Annotated in this window: 21 protein-coding genes; 19 read left to right on the forward strand and 2 right to left on the reverse strand. The window is 59.6% G+C overall.

Going from position 1 to position 20,867, the window contains the following annotated elements; genetic code table 11:
- Positions 1–8 precede the first annotated feature (8 nt).
- Positions 9–941 (forward strand): UDP-glucose 4-epimerase family protein, encoded by a 933-nt coding sequence (locus ACXHXG_RS17255; protein ID WP_104824861.1) that lies wholly within the window; start codon positions 9–11, stop codon positions 939–941.
- Between the two features lie 7 nt (positions 942–948).
- Here the strand turns inward: ACXHXG_RS17255 and ACXHXG_RS17260 are convergent, their stop codons facing one another.
- On the reverse strand, positions 949–2,235 hold the full coding sequence (locus ACXHXG_RS17260) for a nucleotide sugar dehydrogenase (RefSeq protein ID WP_104824860.1): 1,287 nt from the start codon (positions 2,233–2,235) through the stop codon (positions 949–951).
- Positions 2,236–2,472: 237 nt separating this feature from the next.
- On the opposite strand from ACXHXG_RS17260, the gene ACXHXG_RS17265 reads away from it, so the two are divergent.
- The 6 genes from ACXHXG_RS17265 (at position 2,473) to ACXHXG_RS17290 (ending at position 7,945) form a co-directional block, all read left to right on the forward strand.
- Entirely contained in the window at positions 2,473–3,039 is a 567-nt protein-coding gene (locus tag ACXHXG_RS17265) for a cytochrome b (protein WP_457900093.1), read from the forward strand.
- Positions 3,040–3,164: 125 nt separating this feature from the next.
- Entirely contained in the window at positions 3,165–3,353 is a 189-nt protein-coding gene (locus tag ACXHXG_RS17270) for a hypothetical protein (protein WP_104824858.1), read from the forward strand.
- 500 nt (positions 3,354–3,853) lie between these two features.
- On the forward strand, positions 3,854–4,381 hold the full coding sequence (locus ACXHXG_RS17275; RefSeq protein ID WP_158704500.1) for a hypothetical protein: 528 nt from the start codon (positions 3,854–3,856) through the stop codon (positions 4,379–4,381).
- A 219-nt stretch (positions 4,382–4,600) separates the two neighbouring features.
- Positions 4,601–5,284 carry a YoaK family protein gene (locus ACXHXG_RS17280; protein ID WP_457900282.1) on the forward strand — a complete coding sequence of 228 codons (684 nt, stop codon included), beginning with the start codon at positions 4,601–4,603 and terminating at the stop codon, positions 5,282–5,284.
- A 143-nt stretch (positions 5,285–5,427) separates the two neighbouring features.
- Complete coding sequence (gene galE / locus ACXHXG_RS17285; protein WP_028751579.1) at positions 5,428–6,411, forward strand: UDP-glucose 4-epimerase GalE; 984 nt, start codon at positions 5,428–5,430, stop codon at positions 6,409–6,411.
- Positions 6,389–7,945: an alkaline phosphatase family protein gene (locus ACXHXG_RS17290; RefSeq protein WP_457900094.1), complete on the forward strand. Its 1,557-nt coding sequence runs from the start codon at positions 6,389–6,391 to the stop codon at positions 7,943–7,945. The genes galE and ACXHXG_RS17290 overlap by 23 nt, the downstream gene beginning before the upstream one ends.
- A gap of 18 nt (positions 7,946–7,963) precedes the next feature.
- On the opposite strand, the gene ACXHXG_RS17295 is transcribed toward ACXHXG_RS17290, so the two are convergent.
- Positions 7,964–8,473 (reverse strand): DUF1993 domain-containing protein, encoded by a 510-nt coding sequence (locus ACXHXG_RS17295; RefSeq protein ID WP_457900095.1) that lies wholly within the window; start codon positions 8,471–8,473, stop codon positions 7,964–7,966.
- 385 nt (positions 8,474–8,858) lie between these two features.
- Here ACXHXG_RS17295 and ACXHXG_RS17300 point away from each other — a divergent pair, with 385 nt between their 5' ends.
- The 12 genes from ACXHXG_RS17300 (at position 8,859) to ACXHXG_RS17355 (ending at position 20,662) form a co-directional block, all read left to right on the forward strand.
- A complete protein-coding gene (locus tag ACXHXG_RS17300) occupies positions 8,859–9,788 on the forward strand; it encodes a sugar ABC transporter substrate-binding protein (RefSeq protein WP_457900096.1) in 930 nt (309 codons plus the stop codon).
- Between the two features lie 72 nt (positions 9,789–9,860).
- On the forward strand, positions 9,861–11,402 hold the full coding sequence (locus ACXHXG_RS17305; protein ID WP_457900097.1) for a sugar ABC transporter ATP-binding protein: 1,542 nt from the start codon (positions 9,861–9,863) through the stop codon (positions 11,400–11,402).
- A 32-nt stretch (positions 11,403–11,434) separates the two neighbouring features.
- The gene (locus ACXHXG_RS17310) at positions 11,435–12,460 is read left to right on the forward strand and encodes an ABC transporter permease (protein ID WP_104824852.1); all 1,026 of its coding nucleotides are present in this window, start codon (positions 11,435–11,437) and stop codon (positions 12,458–12,460) included.
- 176 nt (positions 12,461–12,636) lie between these two features.
- Positions 12,637–13,704 (forward strand): dipeptidase, encoded by a 1,068-nt coding sequence (locus tag ACXHXG_RS17315; protein WP_457900098.1) that lies wholly within the window; start codon positions 12,637–12,639, stop codon positions 13,702–13,704.
- Positions 13,705–13,741: 37 nt separating this feature from the next.
- Positions 13,742–15,382 (forward strand): ABC transporter substrate-binding protein, encoded by a 1,641-nt coding sequence (locus tag ACXHXG_RS17320; protein WP_457900099.1) that lies wholly within the window; start codon positions 13,742–13,744, stop codon positions 15,380–15,382.
- A gap of 21 nt (positions 15,383–15,403) precedes the next feature.
- Positions 15,404–16,471: an ABC transporter permease gene (locus ACXHXG_RS17325; RefSeq protein ID WP_104824849.1), complete on the forward strand. Its 1,068-nt coding sequence runs from the start codon at positions 15,404–15,406 to the stop codon at positions 16,469–16,471.
- Positions 16,468–17,400 (forward strand): ABC transporter permease, encoded by a 933-nt coding sequence (locus ACXHXG_RS17330; protein ID WP_104824848.1) that lies wholly within the window; start codon positions 16,468–16,470, stop codon positions 17,398–17,400. The genes ACXHXG_RS17325 and ACXHXG_RS17330 overlap by 4 nt, the downstream gene beginning before the upstream one ends.
- A complete protein-coding gene (locus ACXHXG_RS17335; RefSeq protein WP_457900100.1) occupies positions 17,397–18,230 on the forward strand; it encodes an ABC transporter ATP-binding protein in 834 nt (277 codons plus the stop codon). Before ACXHXG_RS17330 ends, ACXHXG_RS17335 begins: the two co-directional genes overlap by 4 nt.
- Positions 18,227–18,976, forward strand: a complete 750-nt coding sequence (locus ACXHXG_RS17340) for an ABC transporter ATP-binding protein (RefSeq protein WP_283048109.1) — start codon at positions 18,227–18,229, stop codon at positions 18,974–18,976. The genes ACXHXG_RS17335 and ACXHXG_RS17340 overlap by 4 nt, the downstream gene beginning before the upstream one ends.
- A 165-nt stretch (positions 18,977–19,141) precedes the next feature.
- Positions 19,142–19,330 (forward strand): hypothetical protein, encoded by a 189-nt coding sequence (locus ACXHXG_RS17345; RefSeq protein ID WP_104824845.1) that lies wholly within the window; start codon positions 19,142–19,144, stop codon positions 19,328–19,330.
- A 164-nt stretch (positions 19,331–19,494) separates the two neighbouring features.
- Complete coding sequence (locus ACXHXG_RS17350) at positions 19,495–19,653, forward strand: hypothetical protein (protein ID WP_199773502.1); 159 nt, start codon at positions 19,495–19,497, stop codon at positions 19,651–19,653.
- Positions 19,654–19,978: 325 nt separating this feature from the next.
- The gene (locus ACXHXG_RS17355; protein ID WP_104824844.1) at positions 19,979–20,662 is read left to right on the forward strand and encodes a helix-turn-helix domain-containing protein; all 684 of its coding nucleotides are present in this window, start codon (positions 19,979–19,981) and stop codon (positions 20,660–20,662) included.
- Positions 20,663–20,867: the final 205 nt, after the last annotated feature.

Genomic DNA, 20,867 nt, shown 5'->3' on the forward strand with positions numbered 1-20,867 from the left:
GCAGAGGCATGATCCTGGTGACGGGCGCGACGGGTTTTGTCGGGCAGGCGCTTTGCGCCGAGCTTTCGCGGCGACAGATGGCCTATCGACCGGTCAGCCGTACCCCGAGGCCGGGATTTCTGGCGCTGGGAACGATCGATGGCGGGACGGATTGGACCAATGCGCTCGTCGACGTCGAAACGGTCGTGCATCTGGCGGCGCGGGTCCATGTCATGAACGACACCGCGGCCGACCCGCTTGCGGCCTTTCGCGCTGTCAATGTCGACGCCACGGTCAACTTGGCGCGGCAGGCGGCGCAGGCCGGCGTAAAGCGCTTCATCTTCTTGAGTTCGATCAAGGTCAATGGTGAGGCGACCGCGCCCGGCAAGCCGTTTACCGCGTCCGATACGCCGCATCCGGAAGACCCCTACGGGCAGTCGAAGCGGGAGGCGGAGGAGGCGCTCCTTGCTATCGGCAAGGAGACGAACATGGATGTCGTCATCATCCGCCCGCCACTCGTCTATGGCCCTGGGGTGAAGGCGAATTTCGCGAGCTTGATGAAATGGGCTAAGCGGCCGTTGCCTTGGCCTTTCGGCCTGGTCGCAAACCGGAGATCCCTAGTGTTCGTCGGCAATCTCGTCGATTTCATCCTGCTTTGCATCAGCCATGCCGATGTGGGAAATCGAGTGTTCCTGATTAGCGATGGCGCGGATCTTTCCATCGGCGAGCTGATAGGCAAACTCTCCTCGGCAATGGGGCGCAGAGCTTTCCTGCTGCCCGTACCGCCGCGCCTGTTGGAAGGGCTTGCGGCGCTGCTCGGGCGCCGTGCGGCGGCGCAACGCCTTCTCGGTTCGTTGCAGGTCGATATCGGTGAAACGATCGCAATTACCGGATGGTCGCCGCCCTATTCGGTCGATGACGGCCTGCGGCAGACAGTCGCCGCAGCCGAGAGGGATCACTGACTGTCGTTCACAGGCTCCAGACGGCGTGGCCGTTGAGTAGAGGGTTGTTCTGCTCAAGGGCAGCCTTCACGTCGACGACCACGCCGTTCTCGCCCAACAGATTCAGGATCTGCGCCGCACCGTCGCTCAGGTAGGATTTGTGCGGCACGGCAAGCACGAGGGCGTCGAGCTTGCCGAAATCATCGAGCGCCGCCAGCCGCACACCATATTCCTCTTCCGCCTCGTGATGGCTGGCCATGGGGTCGTGCACCAGCGGCTCAAGGCCGAATTGGTGTAGTTCGCGGATGATGTCGGGCACGCGGCTGTTGCGCAGATCAGGCACGTTTTCCTTGAAGGTCAGCCCGAAGATGCCGATCCGGGCACCATTGATCGGCTTTTGCGCCGCTACCAGCATCTTGATGAGTTTCTGGGCGATGAAGGCGCCCATGCCGTCATTGATACGGCGGCCGGAGAGGATGACTTCAGGATGATAGCCGAGTTCCTCGGCCTTGGCGGTGAGGTAATAGGGATCGACACCGATGCAGTGGCCGCCGACCAGGCCGGGCGTGAAGGGCAGGAAATTCCATTTGGTCCTGGCCGCCTTCAGCACGTCGGCGGTGCGGATATCCATCTTCTCGAAGATGATCGACAGCTCGTTCATCAAGGCGATGTTGAGGTCGCGCTGGGTGTTTTCGATCACCTTGGCGGCCTCCGCCACCTTGATGCTAGGCGCGCGGTGAATGCCGGCCTCGACCACGGCGCCATAGACGGCGGCGATCCTTTCCAGCGTTTCCTCATTGTCGCCGGCGACCACCTTCACGATGCGTTCGAACGTGTGCTCCTTGTCGCCGGGGTTGATCCGCTCCGGTGAATAGCCGACGTGAAAATCCTCGCCCTGGCGCAGGCCCGAGACCTCGGCAAGCACGGGGCCGCAGACCTCTTCCGTCACGCCGGGATAGACCGTCGATTCATAGACGACGATGCCGCCCTTCTTCAAAGCCAGGCCGACGGTACGCGAGGCGGCAATCATCGGCCGCAGATCCGGCTGCCGATTGCGGTCGATCGGCGTCGGAACGGCGACGATGAAGATGTCACGGTCCTGCAGGTCATGAATGTCGCTGCTGATGCGGAGGCCACTTTCCTTCAGGCGGGCCGGCGACACCTCGCGCGTGTCGTCTTCCCCGGCTTTCAGGGCGGCGATGCGGGATGGCTTGATATCGAAGCCGACCACATCGGAAAATTTTCCGGCGAGCGCGATCGCAACAGGCAATCCGACGTAACCCAGGCCAATGACGGCAATTTTTTCGCTCAACACAATCCACCTCGAACAATCGACCTGAATTAGCCCAAACCCAAGCGGCGTGTCAGCGCAAATCTTTGTTAGGAGACGTCAATTCAGGCGCAAGTCAGATCAATGTGACGATCGGGCGGAAGCTTTGCAAGAGAGGCATCGGCGGGGCGCCGTTGCAAGCCGCCTGTCTTCTTAAGGCAGCCGAATAAAAAGGAAACCTCACGTGTTTGCTGCTTGTTCCTCCCAAGGAGATCGTAAATTATGAGTAATTTCAATATGGCTGCCGCGGATGGGCGGGCAGCCCGCTACGACCATGTCACCATCACGTTCCACTGGCTGACGGCTCTTCTGGTGCTGACCATGTTCACATTGGCCGAGGCGCGAAGCTTCGTTGCCCGTGGGACGCCGCTTCGCGGGGATCTGATCTTCGTGCATATCTCGCTCGGCATTCTGCTTGCGGCCGTCCTCATCCTGCGCATCGTCTGGCGCATCGCGACCCACCGGCGCACGGCGCCGGCGGTCTCCGGGCTTCAGCATGCGGTAGCGACGCTTGCCCACCTTGCGCTCTATGCACTGATGATTTCGCAGGTGTCCTATGGCTTCCTGATGATCTGGGCCTCGGGCAACGAACCGAGCTTCTTCGGCCTGTTCTCGGTGCCGCCCTTGATCGTCCTCGATCAGCCGACACGGCATGTGATGGGTGAACTGCATGACTACACCGCCTGGGCAATCATCGCCGTTGTGGGAATTCACGCCGCCGCCGCCCTTGGGCACCATTACGTGCTTCGGGATCGCGTGCTTGTCCGGATGATCCCCGTGCGCAAATAAGCGCCGGCGGTTCATTCTCAAATCGCCGCGGCGGGCCAAAAGGTCGCGGCGCTCCCTATCGAAACCCTTCGCAGCGTACCTATTTTAGTATTCAGAGACATATTTCTCGGAATGCGTGGTTCGCAATGCGTAACACATATCTTGCCCATTTATACGCCAGGCGCTCGGAGCTGGAGTCCAAGCTCGAGCTGCATATAGCACGCTATTGTTTCGGCGAGGGAGAGGTTGATGACGGCACCGAGGCGGAGCTCCGGCAACGCATCACGGAAATCTCCGACGAAATCGCCGATCTTGAGGCTGAACGTGGCGTATAGTCCTTTGGCTCGCGGACGCAGCCGCTACTTTGTTGTGTCTGGCTGTTCGGTGTCGCAAAGGATGGAAGGTAATCCTGCACGGGGCTAAGTTGCCAATCCGCAAAGGGTGGATTGGCAAGAAGAGCCGTTGAATCCGTGGATATGGGCGCGACGCAGGCCGAAAATGGCTGACCGACTGCGCAAGCGCCGGCCTTGACTAAGTCGTCGGCGGAAACCTTATCGGTCAGTAGGCCGATTTTCATTGCTTCATCCGGCGTAATGAGCCGTATCGAACTTGGCGCGGCACTCATCGCCATATCGAGGATCGACCGATCGACGCCCATTTCCTTGAAATAGGCGAGAATCTTCGATCGCAGCGATTTCGACAGCTTCGTGCTATCGTACAGTCCGACAAATTTGCGACTGACCTCCTGGCGACTGATGATGTGCTTCTTGCCGTTAACGACCTGATATTTCTCCCGATAGATTATCCGCTCCTGATCAAAGGTTGTCCTGACCTGATGGACACCCACGATGCTGAAGGGACTGGTGACGCGTCTAACCCCGGCTGCCAGTACGAAAGGGCAGGCCGAAAGACATTCGGCGCCGGCGGAATAAACCACGCCCTTCGCGCCGGCCCGCCAGCCATCGCCACAGAGCGGCTGGCCGCTTGGACAGGACTGGAGCCTCGTGCCGCCCACAGCGACGGACAGGCCGCGCTTCCGGATGATCTCACCCATTTCCATCGCAGCCGCTACATTTCCGCCGGGCGAATTGACGATTATGGGCAGTTTCCGGTCACCGATGCTAGTGAGGAGCTTGCGCAGATCGCCAGGAGATCTCGCATCGATCATGCCTTCCGCCGCGATCCAGTCCACGCAGCCCTCGGGCCGACAGTTGCCGGAGCTGGGATCGGCATGAACGAGCATGAATTGCATGGGTGCGCCGGGCACCTGGGCCGCAGCAACAGTCGCCAGCCCCAAGAGTGCCGATCCCGCTATGGCTCCAAGCCGACAAGCGTTAGCGGCGCCACGTACAAGATGCCATAAAACTGCAAAAATCATGAACCGATGCCCCACCCTCTGAACCGAAAGCTAGCAAAGCACAACCCAATCAGGCAAGGGTATACAACCGCGGTCTGCAACATGTTACGGGCCTGCCAATTGGCAAGAAATACGGTGCTTTGATCGGCAGACGCGCAAACGTCTCGACATCGGCGGCTATATGGCGCGATAAGGTCGGAGCCGATCGAAATGAGCGAGGAGCCGATGAAGCCGAGCCTGCCGACCCTTCTCAGCATCAACGGCGGCTATGTCGACACTGCCGGATTCCTTGCCCTGCACGGTCTGTTCACCGCACATGTCACCGGCAATTTCGTTACCTTCGGCGCTTCCATGGTACTGGGAACTTCGGGTGCGATTGCCAAGCTGCTGGCGCTGCCGGTCTTCTGCATCGTCGTCATTCTCGCCCATCTGTTGGGCGGTGATCTATCGCGGCGCAAATTGCCGGTGTTGCGGATAATCCTGACGTTGAAATTCCTGCTGCTCGTGCTTGCGGCCATCTTTGCCATCAGCTTCGGCCCCTTCGCCAGCGGCGATGGGTGGCAGGCGATCCTCACCGGAATGACGCTAGTTTCAGCCATGGCTATCCAGAATGCCTTGCACCGCATTCATCTTGCCTCCGCGCCGCCGACGACTTTGATGACGGGCACGACGACGCAGATCATGATCGATATCGCCGATCTTCTGCTAGGAACCGCCCCAGAGGCGAAAGCCACCATCAAGGCAAGACTCGGCCGAATGGGTGCTGCGGTCGGCGGTTTTGCCTGCGGCTGCGCCGCGGCGGCCCTGCTTTTCATGTTCGCCGGCGTGGAATGCTTCCTCGTGCCGCCGGTTATGGCGCTGGTCGGAATCCTATTTCATGCAAGCAAGCCGCAGGCAAAGCCGGCATAGGCCATTCTGATGCTCTTCGTTAGAGCTGGCAGAGCTCCCGTCTTTTTCTGGTCTTGCAACTGATCTACAGGTCTCTAACTCTACGCGGGGATTCGAGCACGACGCTGCGTGCTTGAGCAGTCAGTCTTTGAGAAGGGATGGTCATGGCAGGAGAAACGGTTCTGGTGGTCGGGGGAGCCGGCTATATCGGCTCGCATACGTGTCTGGATCTGGCGAATAAGGGGTTTCAGCCCGTCGTCTACGACAATTTTTCCAACGGTCATCGCGAATTCGTCAAATGGGGTCCGGCGGAAGAGGGCGATATCCGGGACCGGGCGCGGCTCGATGAAGTTCTGGCGAAATACAAGCCGGCCGCCATCCTGCATTTCGCGGCGCTGATCGAGGTCGGCGAGTCGGTCAAGGATCCTGTCTCGTTCTATGAGAACAATGTCATTGGCACGCTGACGCTGCTGTCGGCGGCGCAGGCGGCCGGCATCGGGGCTTTCGTATTTTCATCCACCTGCGCGACCTATGGCCTGCCGCAGAGCGTCCCGCTGGATGAGAGCCACCGGCAGGTGCCGATCAATCCCTATGGCCGTACCAAATATATCGTCGAGCAGGCGCTTGCCGATTATGACCAATACAAGGGTCTGCGCTCCGTGGTGCTGCGCTATTTCAATGCGGCCGGCGCCGATTTCGAAGGGCGCATCGGCGAGTGGCATACGCCGGAGACCCATGCCATCCCGTTGGCGATCGATGCGGCGCTTGGGCGCCGTCAGGGCTTCAAGGTGTTCGGCAGCGACTATGATACGCGCGACGGCACCTGCGTGCGCGACTATATCCACGTCCTCGACCTGGCGGATGCGCATGTCCGGGCGGTGGAATATCTGCTGCGGGGCGGCGAATCGGTCGCGCTCAATCTCGGCACGGGTACGGGCACGACGGTCAAGGAATTGCTGTCGACGATCGAGACGGTGTCGAACCGGCCTTTCCCCGTCGAATATGTCGGCCGCCGCGAAGGCGATTCGACCACGCTGGTTGCCAATAACGACAAGGCCCGCGACGTTCTCGGCTGGTCGCCGAAATATGATCTGTCGCGGATCATCGAATCCGCCTGGAATTGGCATGCCAAATCCAATCAGCATTGAGCGTCGGGCTTCGAGCAAGCGCCCGAACGTATTGCTGATTTCAGCCGATCAATGGCGAGGCGATTGTCTCTCCGCCGTCGGTCACCCCTGCGTGAAGACGCCCAATATCGATGCTCTGGCGCGCGACGGTGTGTTGTTCCGCCGGCATTTCGCCGGAGCAGCACCCTGCTCGCCGGCGCGGGCGACGCTTTATACCGGCCTTTATCAGATGAACCATCGCGTCTGCCGCAATGGTTCGCCGCTGGATGTGCGTTTCGACAACCTGGCGCTTGCCGCCCGCCGCGCCGGCTATGATCCGACCTTGTTCGGCTATACCGATACGGCGCCGGATCCGCGTGGCATGAACCCCAACGATCCGCATCTGACGACCTATGAGGGCGTACTTCCCGGTTTCAGCATGCGCCAGCTTCTGCCGGAGCATGAAAAGCAATGGCTTTCATGGCTGCGCTCGAAGGGGCATGAGGGGGCGACGAGCCGTGATATCCACATCCCCGTCGGCGCGAAGCCAGGTGAGATCTCCAATACCGCGCCGGCTTACTCCAAGGATGAGACGCAGACGGCTTTTCTCGCCGGCGAATTCATTCGCTGGCTCGGCGAACAGGACGAGCCCTGGTTCGCGCATGTCTCGTTCCTCAGGCCGCATCCGCCGTTTTCGGTGCCTGAACCCTATAACCGCATGTTTGCCGCAAGCGACGGACCGGCTTTTGCGCGCGCTGCCGACCGCAAGGCAGAGTTGGCGGCACATCCCTTTCTCGCCTTCGCCATGCCGCTGATCGGCAAGGGCGGCTTCATCCATGGCGGCGAGGGGCCTGCGAGCGACTGGACGGCTGAGGATCTCTCAGCGATCCGCGCCACCTACTACGGCATGATCGCCGAAGTGGATGCGCAGCTCGGGCGGATCTGGCAGGCGCTGAGGGATGCGGATGCCTGGGACGATACGCTGATCGTCTTCACGTCAGACCATGCAGAAATGATGGGTGATCACTGGATGCTGGGTAAGGGCGGCTTTTTCGATGGCAGCTATCATATCCCGCTGGTCATCCGCGATCCGGGGCAGCCTGGCGGTACCGGCCGGCAGGTGGAACGCTTCACCAGCGCCGCCGATATTTTCCCAACGCTTTGCGATCGCCTGGGTCTTGTGCCCGACAATCATCTCGATGGCGAAACGCTTCTGCCCTTTATCCAGGGCGCCGAGCCGGAGCGGTGGCGCGACGCGGCCTTCTGGGAGTTCGATTTCCGCGATATCGCGAACGGCGAGGCGGAACGGCATTTCGGCCTCAGGTCGAAGGCCTGCAATCTCGCCGTCATCAGGGACGAGCGTTTCAAATACGTTCACTTCGCCGGGCTGCCGCCCTTGCTGTTCGATCTGGCGAATGATCCGATGGAGCTTACCAATCTCGCTGATGACCCGGATCATGCGGCAACTCGGCTTGCCTATGCCGAAAAGCTGCTGTCGCTGAGGGCTGAGCATCTCGATCAGACACTCGCCTATACCGAACTGACGGAAAAAGGGCCGGTATCGCGCCGGCCCTAATCCAGCTTAAATAGCAGGCTATCGGGCAAACGGGCCGAGATAGGTCATCTTGCCGACCGGCAGCCCACGGCTGCGCAGAATGTCGTGCACTGTGGTGACGTGGAAGAAGAAGTTCGGCAGAGCGAAGCTTGCGAGATAATCCTCGCCGCTGAACACGATCTTATTACCGCCAGGTGCGATCGTCACTTCCCGGCTTTCGGTGCCTTGCATCGTCTCCGGTGTGATCGTCGCCAGAAAATCCTCCGTCTTCTTCAGGCGTTCGCGCAGCTCGGCAACGGTGGTTTCGTTGTCTTCGAAGCGCGGCGCGTCAATGCCTGTCAGCCGGGCGATCGCGAGTTTGGCGCTGTCGGTGGCGCGTTGAAATTGGCCGGAGAGCGGCAGCATGTCGTCAATGAGGCGTGCGCCGACAAGTTCGTTCGGATCGGTGCCGTTTTCCGCCGCATAGGCCTCGATCGCGTCGACATAGGTCGCAAGGTTTGCGAGGCCGCGTTGAAAGACGGGGACTGAGAAGCGGTACATCGAGGGCATGCTGGTTCTCCATTGTCAGTCGGTGGTTTCGGCTTGGGATCGACGGTATTTTACGTCATTCGAATGTCGATGGAATGTCCGTTCCATCAGCGTGAGCGGCCCACATGTAGGCTCGATCGCCAGCTTTTACAGCCTTTTTCGGCCAAAAATTCCCTATCGCGCGTCGATCGTCAGTTCCGTTAGCGCGACTACAAAATAGTGTTGACGTTTTTACGGAAAAATGGAATAAATATTCTGAAGATGGGATTTTACGGTTTGTTTGTTCCGTTTTTTGAGGTGCCGTTATGGGAGATGGCAGCTCGGGATTGTTGGCCCTGCGGTCGATACCGGGGGCTCCGGCGTTCAGGAGGGGTGTGGCCGGACACCGCAATTGGGAGGAAAAATCATGAGAAAACTCATTCTGGGCTCCGCGATGGCGCTTCTGCTGTCGACTGCGGCCCATGCCGAAAACATCGGCGTGTCGATGGCGTTGTTCGACGACAACTTTCTGACCGTTCTGCGCAACGGCATGCAGGACTATGCCAAGACGATGAAGGGTGTGACGCTGCAGGTCGAAGACGCCCAGAACGACGTCGCCAAGCAGCAGAGCCAGATCCAGAATTTCATCGCCAGTAAGGTCGATGCCATCATCGTAAACCCGGTCGACACGGATGCCACGGCTGCCATGTCGAAGCTCGCTGCCGATGCGAAAATTCCGCTGATCTACGTCAACCGCGAGCCGGCGAACGTTGACAGCCTGCCGGACAAGCAGGCCTTCGTCGCTTCCAACGAGCAGGAATCCGGCACGCTGGAAACCAAGGAAGTGTGCCGCTTGCTGAAGGGCAAGGGCAAGGCCGTCGTCATGATGGGCGAACTGTCGAACCAGGCAGCCCGCATGCGCACCAAGGACGTGCATGACGTTCTCGCCACCGACGAATGCAAAGGCATCCAGATCGTTCAGGAACAGACCGCCAACTGGCAGCGCACCCAGGGCGCCGACCTGATGACCAACTGGCTTTCCAGCGGTTTGGAATTCGACGCTGTCATTTCCAACAATGACGAAATGGCGATCGGTGCCATTCAGGCGCTGAAGGCTGCCGGAAAGTCGATGGATAAAGTCGTCATCGGCGGTGTCGATGCGACGCAGGATGCCTTGGCCGCCATGCAGGCCGGCGACCTCGACGTCACCGTTTTCCAGGATGCTGCCGGTCAGGGCAAGGGTGCGGTGGACGCCGCGCTGAAGCTTGCCAAGGGCGACAAGGTCGACAAGAAGGTCTATATCCCCTTCCAGCTCGTGACGCCCGCGAACGTCAAGGACTTCGTCAAGAAGAACTAAGGCGCTGTTAGCAATGGATGCGGGCGCTGGAGCCCGCATCCTCAAATTCCGACAGCTCCCGGGAGGGAAAAGATGGTTGTGAGCCCATCCACCATGGCTGCGGTGCGCGCCAGCGGCGCGGTCCCCAATGCCGCCTATCTGCTGAGTGCCGAAGGTATCCGCAAGGAATTTCCGGGCGTGCTGGCCCTCGATGATGTTTCCTTCCGTCTGAAGCGCGGCACCGTGCATGCGCTGATGGGCGAAAACGGCGCCGGCAAGTCGACGCTGATGAAAATTCTAGCCGGCATCTATATTCCGGATCAGGGCGAAGTGCGCCTGAAGGGCGTCGAGATTCGTCTGAAGTCTCCGCTGGATGCGCTGGAAAACGGCATTGCGATGATCCATCAGGAGCTCAACCTGATGCCCTTCATGACCGTTGCCGAGAATATCTGGATCCGTCGCGAGCCGAAGAACCGCTTGGGCTTCGTCGACCATGCCGAGATGAACAGGAAGACCGACGAGCTCTTTCGCCGCCTGAACATCACCATCGATCCGGAAATTCAGGTGCGCGAGCTTTCGGTCGCCAACCGCCAGATGGTCGAGATCGCCAAGGCGGTATCCTATAATTCCGACGTGCTGATCATGGACGAGCCGACGTCGGCGCTGACCGAACGTGAGGTGGCGCATCTCTTCGAGATCATCCGCGATCTGCGCGCGCAGGGCATCGGCATCGTCTACATCACCCACAAAATGAACGAGCTGTTCGAGATCGCCGATGAATTCTCGGTGTTCCGCGATGGAAAATATATCGGCACGCATACGTCCACCGACGTCACCCGCGACGACATCATCCGCATGATGGTCGGCCGCGAGATCACCCAGATGTTCCCGAAAGAAGAGGTGCCGATCGGCGACACCGTCCTTTCCGTCAAGGGGCTCACCCTGAACGGCGTGTTTTCCGATGTCTCCTTCGATGTTAAGGCCGGCGAAATCTTGGGGGTCGCGGGTCTCGTCGGCTCCGGCCGTTCGAATGTCGCCGAAGCGCTGTTCGGCGTGACGCCGGCTTCGTCCGGCACGGTCGAGCTTTTCGGCAAGAAGGTCGATATCTCCTCGCCGGCGGCGGCAATCCGGCACGGCATGGCGTTCCTGACAGAAGACCGGAAGGATACCGGCTGTCTGCTGATCCTCAGCGTGCTCGAGAACATGCAGGTCGCCGTGCTGCACGACAAGTTCGTGCGGGCCGGCTTCGTGCAGGAGGGCGCGATGGAGGCGACTTGCGAGGAGATGGCGCGCAAGCTGCGCATCAAGACGCCGAACCTTGACGAGCGCATCGAAAATCTTTCCGGCGGCAATCAGCAGAAAGCGCTGATCGGCCGTTGGCTGCTCACCAATCCGCGCATCCTGATCCTGGATGAGCCGACCCGCGGCATCGATGTCGGCGCGAAGGCGGAAATCCACCGCCTGGTCACCGAAATGGCGCGTAACGGCGTCGCTGTCATCATGATTTCGTCGGAGATGCCGGAGGTTCTCGGCATGAGCGATCGCATCATGGTGATGCATGAGGGACGGGTGACCGGTTTTCTCGATCGTGCGGAAGCAACTCAAGTGAAGGTGATGGAACTGGCCGCGCAGTGACGCCGCCAATCATCGCAAGGGAGGACTGAACCATGGTTAGCAAAGTTGCAGAGGCGACCGCACCGTCAGTGACGCGTCCCAGGCGCCGCCGCGTCCCGCCGGAACTCGGCATCTTCCTGGTGTTGATCGGCATTGCGCTCCTGTGCGAAATCCTCGGCTGGATCTTCGTCGGTCAGAGCTTTCTGCTCAATGTGCAGCGCCTGAAGATCATGATCCTGCAGGTTTCCGTGATCGGCATCATCTCGGTCGGGGTCACGCAGGTCATCATCACCGGCGGCATCGATCTTTCATCGGGCTCCGTCGTCGGGTTGACCGCCATGGTGGCGGCGAGCTTCGCACAGTCCTCGACCTGGGCGCGGGCGCTTTATCCAGCGCTGACCGATATGCCGTTTTTCGTTCCGATCGGCATCGGCCTGCTGATCGGCCTTGCCGCCGGTTACGTCAACGGCCAGCTCATCACGAAAACCAAGATTCCGCCGTTCATCGCGACGCTTGGCATGATGGTGTCGGCCCGCGGCCTGTCGAAATTGTACACGAAGGGGCAACCGGTCTCCGGCCTCACCGATCAGTTCAATTTCATCGGCACCGGCATCTGGCCCGTCGTCGTCTTCCTGCTTGTCGCGCTGATCTTCCATATCGTGCTGCGCTACACTCGCTACGGCAAGTTCACCTATGCGATCGGCGCCAATGTGCAGGCAGCACGCGTCTCCGGCATCAATGTCGAGGCACATCTGGTAAAGGTCTATGCGATTGCCGGACTTCTGGCCGGGCTTGCCGGCATCATCACCGCCGCCCGCGTCCAGACGGCGCAGGCTGGCATGGGCGTAACCTACGAGTTGGATGCGATTGCCGCTGCCGTCATCGGCGGCACCTCGCTCACGGGCGGTGTCGGACGCATCACCGGCACGATCATTGGTACGGTCATCCTCGGCGTGATGATCTCGGGCTTCACCTTCCTGAACGTCGACGCCTACTATCAGGAAATCGCCAAGGGCATCATCATCGTCGCCGCCGTCGCAATCGACGTCTACCGCCAGAAGAAGCGTGTCAAACACTGAAGCGGCCGAGGTTTCGTCTGATATCTCGAGGCGGGGGTTTTGCCCCCGCCTTTTTCGTTTGCTGCGACATTCTATGCTAATGCAGATTTTTTTCATTTAGGTATGGCGAATCCTGCCATCTTTTCTATTCTGGCCGCTTCCCGCCGCTCGTCCGAGCGCATTATCCAGGATAGACAATGCAATCCGTATTTGATGGCCATAACGACGTTCTGCTGAGACTTTGGAATCATGCCCGCGAAGGAACTGATCCGGTTGCCGAGTTCAGAGATGGAATATCGACTGGCCATATCGATGCGCCCCGCGCCAAGGCCGGTGGGCTGGGCGGCGGCCTCTGCGCCATCTATATCCCCTCCGGCAATCTCGTCTTCGCCGATCCCGATCGCAACGGCCATTATGCAACACCGCTCTCGCCGCCACTGGAGCGGGCGCCGTCGCTCGATATCGCGCTCGAAATGGCAGCGATCGCCCTCAAGCTCGATCGCGCCGGCGTCTGGAAGCTTTGCCGCTCGACCGCCGAAATCCGCGACTGCATGGAAAAGGGCATCTTCGCCGCGGTGATGCACATGGAGGGCTGCGAGGCCATCGACGCCGATCTCGTCGCGCTCGAAACCTTCTATGCGGCCGGCCTGCGCTCGCTCGGCCCCGTCTGGAGCCGCAATAACGTCTTTGCCCATGGCGTACCCTTCGCCTATCCGAGCTCGCCCGATACCGGGCCGGGCCTCACCGATGCTGGTTTTGCGCTGGTGCGCGAGTGCAATCGGCTCGGCATCGTCATCGACCTTGCCCATATCACCGAGAAAGGCTTCTGGGATGTGGCGAAGACATCGGATCAGCCGCTGGTCGCCAGCCATTCCAACGCGCATGCGCTCACCCCCGTCGCCCGCAATCTCACCGACAAGCAGCTCGACGCCATCAGGGAGAGCCGCGGCATCGTCGGTTTGAACTATGCGACGGCCATGCTGCGCGAGGACGGCCGCTCGGATGCCAACACCCGGATCGAGGTGTTGGTTCGCCATGTCGACCACCTCGTCAGCCGTGTCGGCATCGACTGCGTCGGCCTCGGATCGGACTTCGACGGAGCGACGATTCCGGAAGAAATCGGCGACGCTGCAGGCAACCAAAAGCTGATTGCTGCGCTCAGGAACGTTGGCTATGCTGAAGCCGATCTTGTGAAGCTATGCAGGGAGAACTGGCTTCGTATCCTGGCTTCTGCTTGGGGAGAGAGCAGCAAGTCGCGTGCGTGATTGATAGTAATAAAAGCTAAAATAAGGGAACGAAAACATGATGATGATCAAGATGAACCGCAACTTTCGCGCCCTTTCGGCCGGTGCGGCTCTCACGCTTTTGACGATGGCTGTGCCGAGCGCTTTCGCGATAACGCCGAAGGATACGCTGGTTGAAGGTTTCGCCTTCGACGACATTCTCAGCATGGACCCGGCCGAAGCCTACGAACTCTCCGCCGCCGAGGTTACCGGCAACAGCTACAGCCTGCTCGTTCGCCTCGATATCAACGATACCTCCAAGATCCAGGGCGATCTTGCCGAGAGCTGGTCGGTCTCCGACGATCACCTGACCTATACGTTCAAGCTGAAGCCCGGCCTCAAATTCGCATCGGGCAATCCGATCACCGCCGATGACGTCGCCTGGTCCTTCGAGCGCGTCGTCAAGCTCAACAAGAGCCCCGCTTTCATCCTCACCCAGTTCGGCCTGACCGGCGACAACGTCACGGAAAAGGCTAAGGCTACGGATCCGAGCACCTTCACCTTCACCGTCGACAAGCCCTATGCGCCGAGCTTCGTGCTGAACTGCCTGACAGCGACGGTTGCGGAAGTGGTCGACAAGAAGCTGGTTATGGAGCACGTCAAACCGGTGACGCCGTCGGCCGACAACAAATACGACAACGATTTCGGCAATGGCTGGCTGAAGACCGGCTATGCCGGCTCCGGTCCGTTCAAGCTGCGCGAATGGCGCGCCAACCAGGCCGTCGTTCTGGAGCGCAACGACAATTATTACGGTGAAAAGCCGAAGCTTGCGCGCGTCATCTACCGCTTCATGAAGGAAAGCTCGGCGCAGCGCCTGGCGCTGGAGAATGGCGACATCGACGTTGCCCGCAACCTGTCGCCGACCGACCTCGCGGCCATCGAGAAGAACGCTGAACTTACCTCCACCAATGCGCCGAAGGGCACGATCTATTACGTCAGCCTCAACCAGAAGAACCCGAACCTCGCCAAGCCGGAAGTGCAGCAGGCGTTCAAATACCTGGTGGACTATGACGCCATCAGCAAGACGCTTATCAAGGGCATAGGCGAAATCCATCAGACCTTCGAGCCGAAGGGCATGCTTGGCTCCTTGGATGAAAATCCGTTCAAGCTTGATGTTGCCAAGGCCAAGGACCTGCTTGCCAAGGCCGGCCTGCCGAACGGTTTCTCCGTGACGATGGACGTGCGCAGCATCGAGCCGGATACGGGCGTTGCCACCTCGATCCAGCAGACGCTCGGCCAGGCCGGGATCAAGGTCGAGATCATCCCCGGCGATGGCAAGCAGAAGCTGACCAAGTATCGCGCCCGTAACCACGACATCTATTTCGGCAACTGGGGCAATGACTATTGGGATCCCCATTCCAATGCCGATACGTTCACGAACAATCCCGACAACTCCGACGCCGGCACCAACAAGACGCTCGCCTGGCGCAACGACTGGACGACACCTGAACTCGACAAGGAGACAAAGGCTGCCCTGTTCGAGGTCGACGCTGCCAAGCGCGGCGCCATGTATCAGGAGATCCAGAAGAAGTATCTGGATGCCAGCCCCTTCGTCTTCCTCTTCCAGCAGACGGAAGTCGCCGGCTATCGCAAGGATGTGAAGGACTTCAAGCTCGGCCCGAGCTTCGACACCAATTTTGTCTGGCCCGTGTCGAAGTGATGGTCCGATAGGACTGGTTCTTTGAGCACTGTCGAACGGAAAATGGAGGTGCGGCCCAAAAAGGGCCGTGCCGCGCCCATTCTGATGGGCGTTCTGCGCTTCCTGGTCGTGGCGGTCACGACCTATCTCGGCCTTCTCGCCGTCACTTTCTTCATCGGGCGCGTCATCCCGATCGATCCGGCATTGGCGATTGCCGGTGACCATGCACCTACGCAGGTGCTGGAGCGCCTGCGCCGTGAAATGCATCTCGATCAGCCGCTCTATCTGCAGTTCTATTATTATCTACTGAGTGCCCTGACCGGCGATTTCGGCACATCCGTGCTGACGACCAATCCGGTGATGGACGATATCCGGCGCGTTTTTCCGGCGACGATGGAGCTTGCGACCGTTGGTACGATCATCGGCGCGATCTTCGGAATTCCCTTCGGCGTGCTTGCCGCCGTGCGCCGCAACAGCTTCATCGACCAGATCGTCCGCGTCATCGGCCTCGTCGGCTATTCGGTGCCGGTATTCTGGCTGGCCATGGTGTCGCTCGTCATCTTTTATGCCAAGCTGGGCTGGGTGGCCTATCCCGGGCGCATCGACATCGCCTTCGAATATACCTTCACGCCGATCACCGGCTTTTATCTGATCGACAGCGCCATGCAGGGGCAATGGGATGTGTTCTGGGATGCATTCCGCCACATCATTCTGCCGGCCTCGCTGCTCGGCTACTTCTCGCTTGCCTATATCAGCCGGATGACGCGCAGTTTCATGCTGAACGAACTCGGCCAGGAATATATCGTCGCGGCCCGCGCCAAGGGGCTTTCGGAAACGCGGGTGATCTGGGGACATGCGCTGCGCAGCGCCGCCGTGCCGCTGATCACGGTGATCGCGCTCTCCTATGCCGGATTGCTGGAAGGTTCGGTGCTGACGGAGATCGTGTTCTCCTGGCCGGGCATCGGTTTCTACATCACCAGCTCGCTGCAGAACGCCGATATGAACGCCGTGCTCGGCGGAACTGTCGTCGTCGGTACAGCCTTCATCGGGATTAACCTGCTCTCCGACCTGCTTTACCGCACTCTCGATCCAAGGACGCGACGCAAATGACGGCGACCGCTGAGACCACGCAACCCGGCTGGCGTGACTGGCTGCTGTCGGATCGGCCGCAGTCGCGCCGGCAAGCGAGCCTCGGACGTGCCTATGTCACATGGCGGCAATTTTCCGCCAATCGGCTGGCGGTTCTCGGATTGCTGATCATTGTCGTCCTCATTCTTGTGGCGGCATTTGCCAATGTTATCGCCCCCTATCCGCCGAGTATTGGGGATCTCACCAATGCCTATCTGAAGCCGCCCGGGACCGGCGGCTATCTTCTCGGTACCGACAATCTCGGGCGCGATATCCTGTCCCGTTTGATCTATGGGTCGCGATGGACCCTCTATATCGTTGTTCTCGTCGCGATCATTTCGGCGCCGCTCGGGCTGTTTATCGGTATGATAGCTGGCTATGCAGGTGGCTGGATCGACACCGTGCTGATGCGTATCACCGATATCTTCCTTGCCTTTCCGAAGTTGGTGCTGGCGCTCGCTTTTGCCGGCGCGCTCGGCCCCGGCATCGAGAATGCCATCATTGCGATCGCCATCACCTCCTGGCCGCCCTATGCGCGCCTGGCGCGGGCTGAGACGATGACGGTGCGGCGCTCCGATTATATCGCTGCCGTGCAACTCATGGGCGCCTCGCCGATCCGTATCGTCTTCCGCCATATCATGCCGCTCTGCATCTCCTCGGTGATCGTGCGTGTCACGCTCGATATGGCTGGTGTCATTCTGACGGCGGCGGGTCTCGGTTTCCTGGGCCTGGGCGCACAGCCCCCTCTGCCGGAATGGGGCGCGATGATTGCCACCGGGTTCAAATACTATCTCGATCAATGGTGGGTGGCGGCAATGCCGGGTATCGCCATCCTGATCGTCAGCCTGGGCTTCAACCTGCTCGGCGACGGTTTGCGGGATGCGCTCGATCCGAAGGAGAGCGGCCAATGACGGCGCTGTTGACCGTCGAGAACCTCAGGGTTCGCTATCCCACCCGCACCGGCATCATCGAAGCCGTGCGCGGCGTCTCCTTCACGCTCGGCCGCGAGCGACTCGGCATTGTCGGCGAGAGCGGTTCCGGCAAGTCGCAAACCGGCCGCGCGATCATGGGCCTCACTTCGTCGCATGGCATCGTCACGGCCGACAAGCTGAACTTCAGCGGCATCGACCTGCTGTCGGTCTCGGCCAGGGAGCGCCGGTCGCTGCGCGGCAAGCGCATTGCCATGGTGCTGCAGGACCCAAAATATTCACTCGATCCGGTGATGACCATCGGCAAGCAAATTACCGAGACGTTGCGCACGCATGAGAAGGTGAGCAGGGCGGAAGCGCGCGAGCGTGCGCTCGCCATGCTGGAAGCGGTGCAGATCCGCGATCCTAAGCGCGTCTACGACCTGCATCCGCATGAAGTCTCCGGCGGCATGGGCCAGCGCGCGATGATCGCGATGATGCTGATCGCAGGCCCGGAGCTGCTGATCGCCGACGAGCCGACCTCGGCGTTGGACGTCACTGTGCAGCTCGATGTGCTGAGGATCATGCACCGGCTGGTATCGGAACGCGGCATGGGGCTGATTTTCGTGTCCCACGATCTGAGGCTGGTGTCCTCCTTCTGTGACCGGGTGATCGTCATGTATGCCGGCAAGATCGTCGAGGAATTAAAAGCTTCCGAACTCAACAATGCGCAGCATCCCTATACGCGCGGTCTGTTGAACTGCATGCCCGTCATCGGCGAGGACCGTCACCCGCTGCCGGTCCTTGATCGCAAGCCGGAGTGGGCGGCATGACGGCGGCGCTTGCGGTCGACGGCCTCAGTGTCGTCTATGACGGTTATTACGCCCTCGATGCGGTCAACATCGATGTGAACAAGGGCGAATCCTTCGGTCTCGTCGGCGAATCCGGTTCCGGCAAATCGACCTTACTGCGCGCCGTCGCCGGTCTCGCGCCTGTCAGCGACGGCGTGATCCGCGTTAATGGCGAGGCGCTGAAGGGTGCAAAACGCACCAAAGCGTTTTACCGCCAGGTCCAGATGGTGTTTCAGGACCCCTATGGCTCGCTGCATCCGCGTCAAACCATCGACCGGCTGCTGCTGGAGCCGCTGGCAATCCACGGCATCGGCGACAGCGAGACGCGCATTACCCGGGCGCTTGACGAAGTCGGCCTCGGTTCAGGCTTCCGTTTCCGCTATCCGCACCAACTATCGGGCGGCCAGCGCCAGCGCGTGGCGATTGCCCGCGCTTTGATCGTCGAGCCGTCTATCCTGTTGCTCGACGAACCGACCTCGGCGCTGGATGCTTCCGTGCAGGCGGAAGTGCTCAATTTGCTGGAGCAGGTGCGAAGGGATCGTCATCTGACGTTCGTTATGGTCAGTCACGATCTCGGTGTCGTCACCCATATGTGCGAACGCCTCGTGGTGATGCAGAATGGCGCTGTCGTCGAGCGGCTGAGCGCAAAAGAATTGGCGGCCGGCGATGTCAAGCAGGACTACACGCGCAACCTGATGATTGCGAGCAAAGGCTTTGTCCGCGCCTAATTGATTGTAATCATTAGTCCTTCATCGCCCTTTTAGTTAAGCTTCGCTTAAAAGACGACTAATCGTATAGACTATTGACTCGTGCCGCAATTCTGTCATGATCCCATTAATGGCGGTTAACTTTCGTGATCTCCTACATGGGGTCATGCGCGAGTGGAGGCAGGCATGTTTTTCATGGGTGGCATGACCATGGGGTATCTTCATCCGCCAGCACCGGCAAAAGAAGAGGACGCGTTGACCGTCACTCTGCCGGAAGAACAGAGCCGCCGTCAGATCGGTCCGACCGAAACTCCGGCTGCTGAAGCAAGCGCTGTAGAGCGCACTTTGATCTGGGCTCGCCGCATTCTCTGCTGATGTCAGCTTGCTGATCTTTCGAGCCAGACCGCCGTCCAATGGTTTATTTTTTCTTACGTTGGCCTCTGGACAAAAATTCATCTCTACCTAATTGATAGGGATTGTATAAATGTCGGACGTGGGCTCGCCCACATGACAACGACAAAAACGAACGGAGGCAACACATGGCGAATTTGGGTATGTCGAATACGCATGTGAATCAGTTCGACGGCTCGAAGCGCGTTGCGACGACGCGCAGCAAGATCCAGACTGCAATCCACGTTGCGCTGTTTTCTGCCGCATTCCTCTTCGTCGTCGCCATCGTCTTCGGCATCGTGATCTGAACGCGCTGCAAGGATGATATGACCGGCATTGATCGGTCATATCATGGGCGCGCGCCGCTGCGGTGCCGCGTTTATAGAGCGATGGTTGGCGTCATCTCTTTTTTGTTTTCTAACGGCCACGGCCGATCGGGCTAATCTTCAGGTCAGCCAGACGTTACCGTCGCATTCCTGTTTCTTCCCAAGTTGAAACGCTTCCCTAACGGCAATTCTTCTTTCCCGGCCTTGTCAAAACTTCGCCGGGCAAAGAAAATTTCCCATGACCGATAGAATGCGCTTCATGAAAACAGTAAGCTTCGCCAAAACACAAAATAGAGTGGGGCGGAGCATGACCAAAGCGGAGGCTGGGCGCAGCGGCAGACGGAATGGTGGTCAAGACGGGCGAGCGGTCCTGGACCAGGATTCGCATGCCATACGCGACGTAAAAGAGAATAATCTCGAATTGGCGATCGGCCACGAGGTCCGCGCCTTTCGCAAGAAGCTCGGCATCACCGGCGCCGACCTTGCTTCGGCCACCGGCATATCGCTCGGCATGCTCTCAAAGATCGAAAACGGCAACACGTCGCCGTCTCTCACCACATTGCAGGCGTTGGCGCGGGCGCTTGGAGTGCCCGTCACCTCGTTTTTCCGGCGGTTCGAAGAAAAGCGCAACGCCGTCTTCGTCAAGGCCGGCGAGGGTGTGGAGATGGAGCGGCGGGGTACGCGCGCCGGTCATCAGTACAATCTGCTCGGTCACATAGCCAACGGGTCTAGCGGGCTGCAGGTCGAGCCCTATCTCATCACGCTGACGGCCGATTCTGATGTTTTTCCGGCATTTCAGCATGAAGGGCTGGAATTGATCTATATGTTGGAAGGGGAAGTCGAATACCGTCATGCCGACAAGCTTTATGCGATGCGGCCGGGTGACAGCCTCTTTTTCGATGCCGATGCGCCGCATGGTCCGGAAGTGCTCGTTAGTCTGCCGATCCGCTTTCTGTCGATCATTTCCTACCCTGAGAAACACAGCTCTTGAGAGGAATTTGCGAATCTTTTGAGGGAGTTCAGTTTAAGTTCATCTTCCGCGGGATATGGAGGGCAACCTACCAAACCCTACTGAATTTCCGATTGCAAGAAATCAGCCTAAGGAGAATGCCTCATGACCTTGATCGATTGTCTTTGACACGTGCAGACTGCTGCCGGAACCATCCGGTCGCGTCTCAAGTTTCACGGAAGCCTGT

It is taken from the genome of Rhizobium sp. LEGMi-198b, assembly GCF_054114205.1.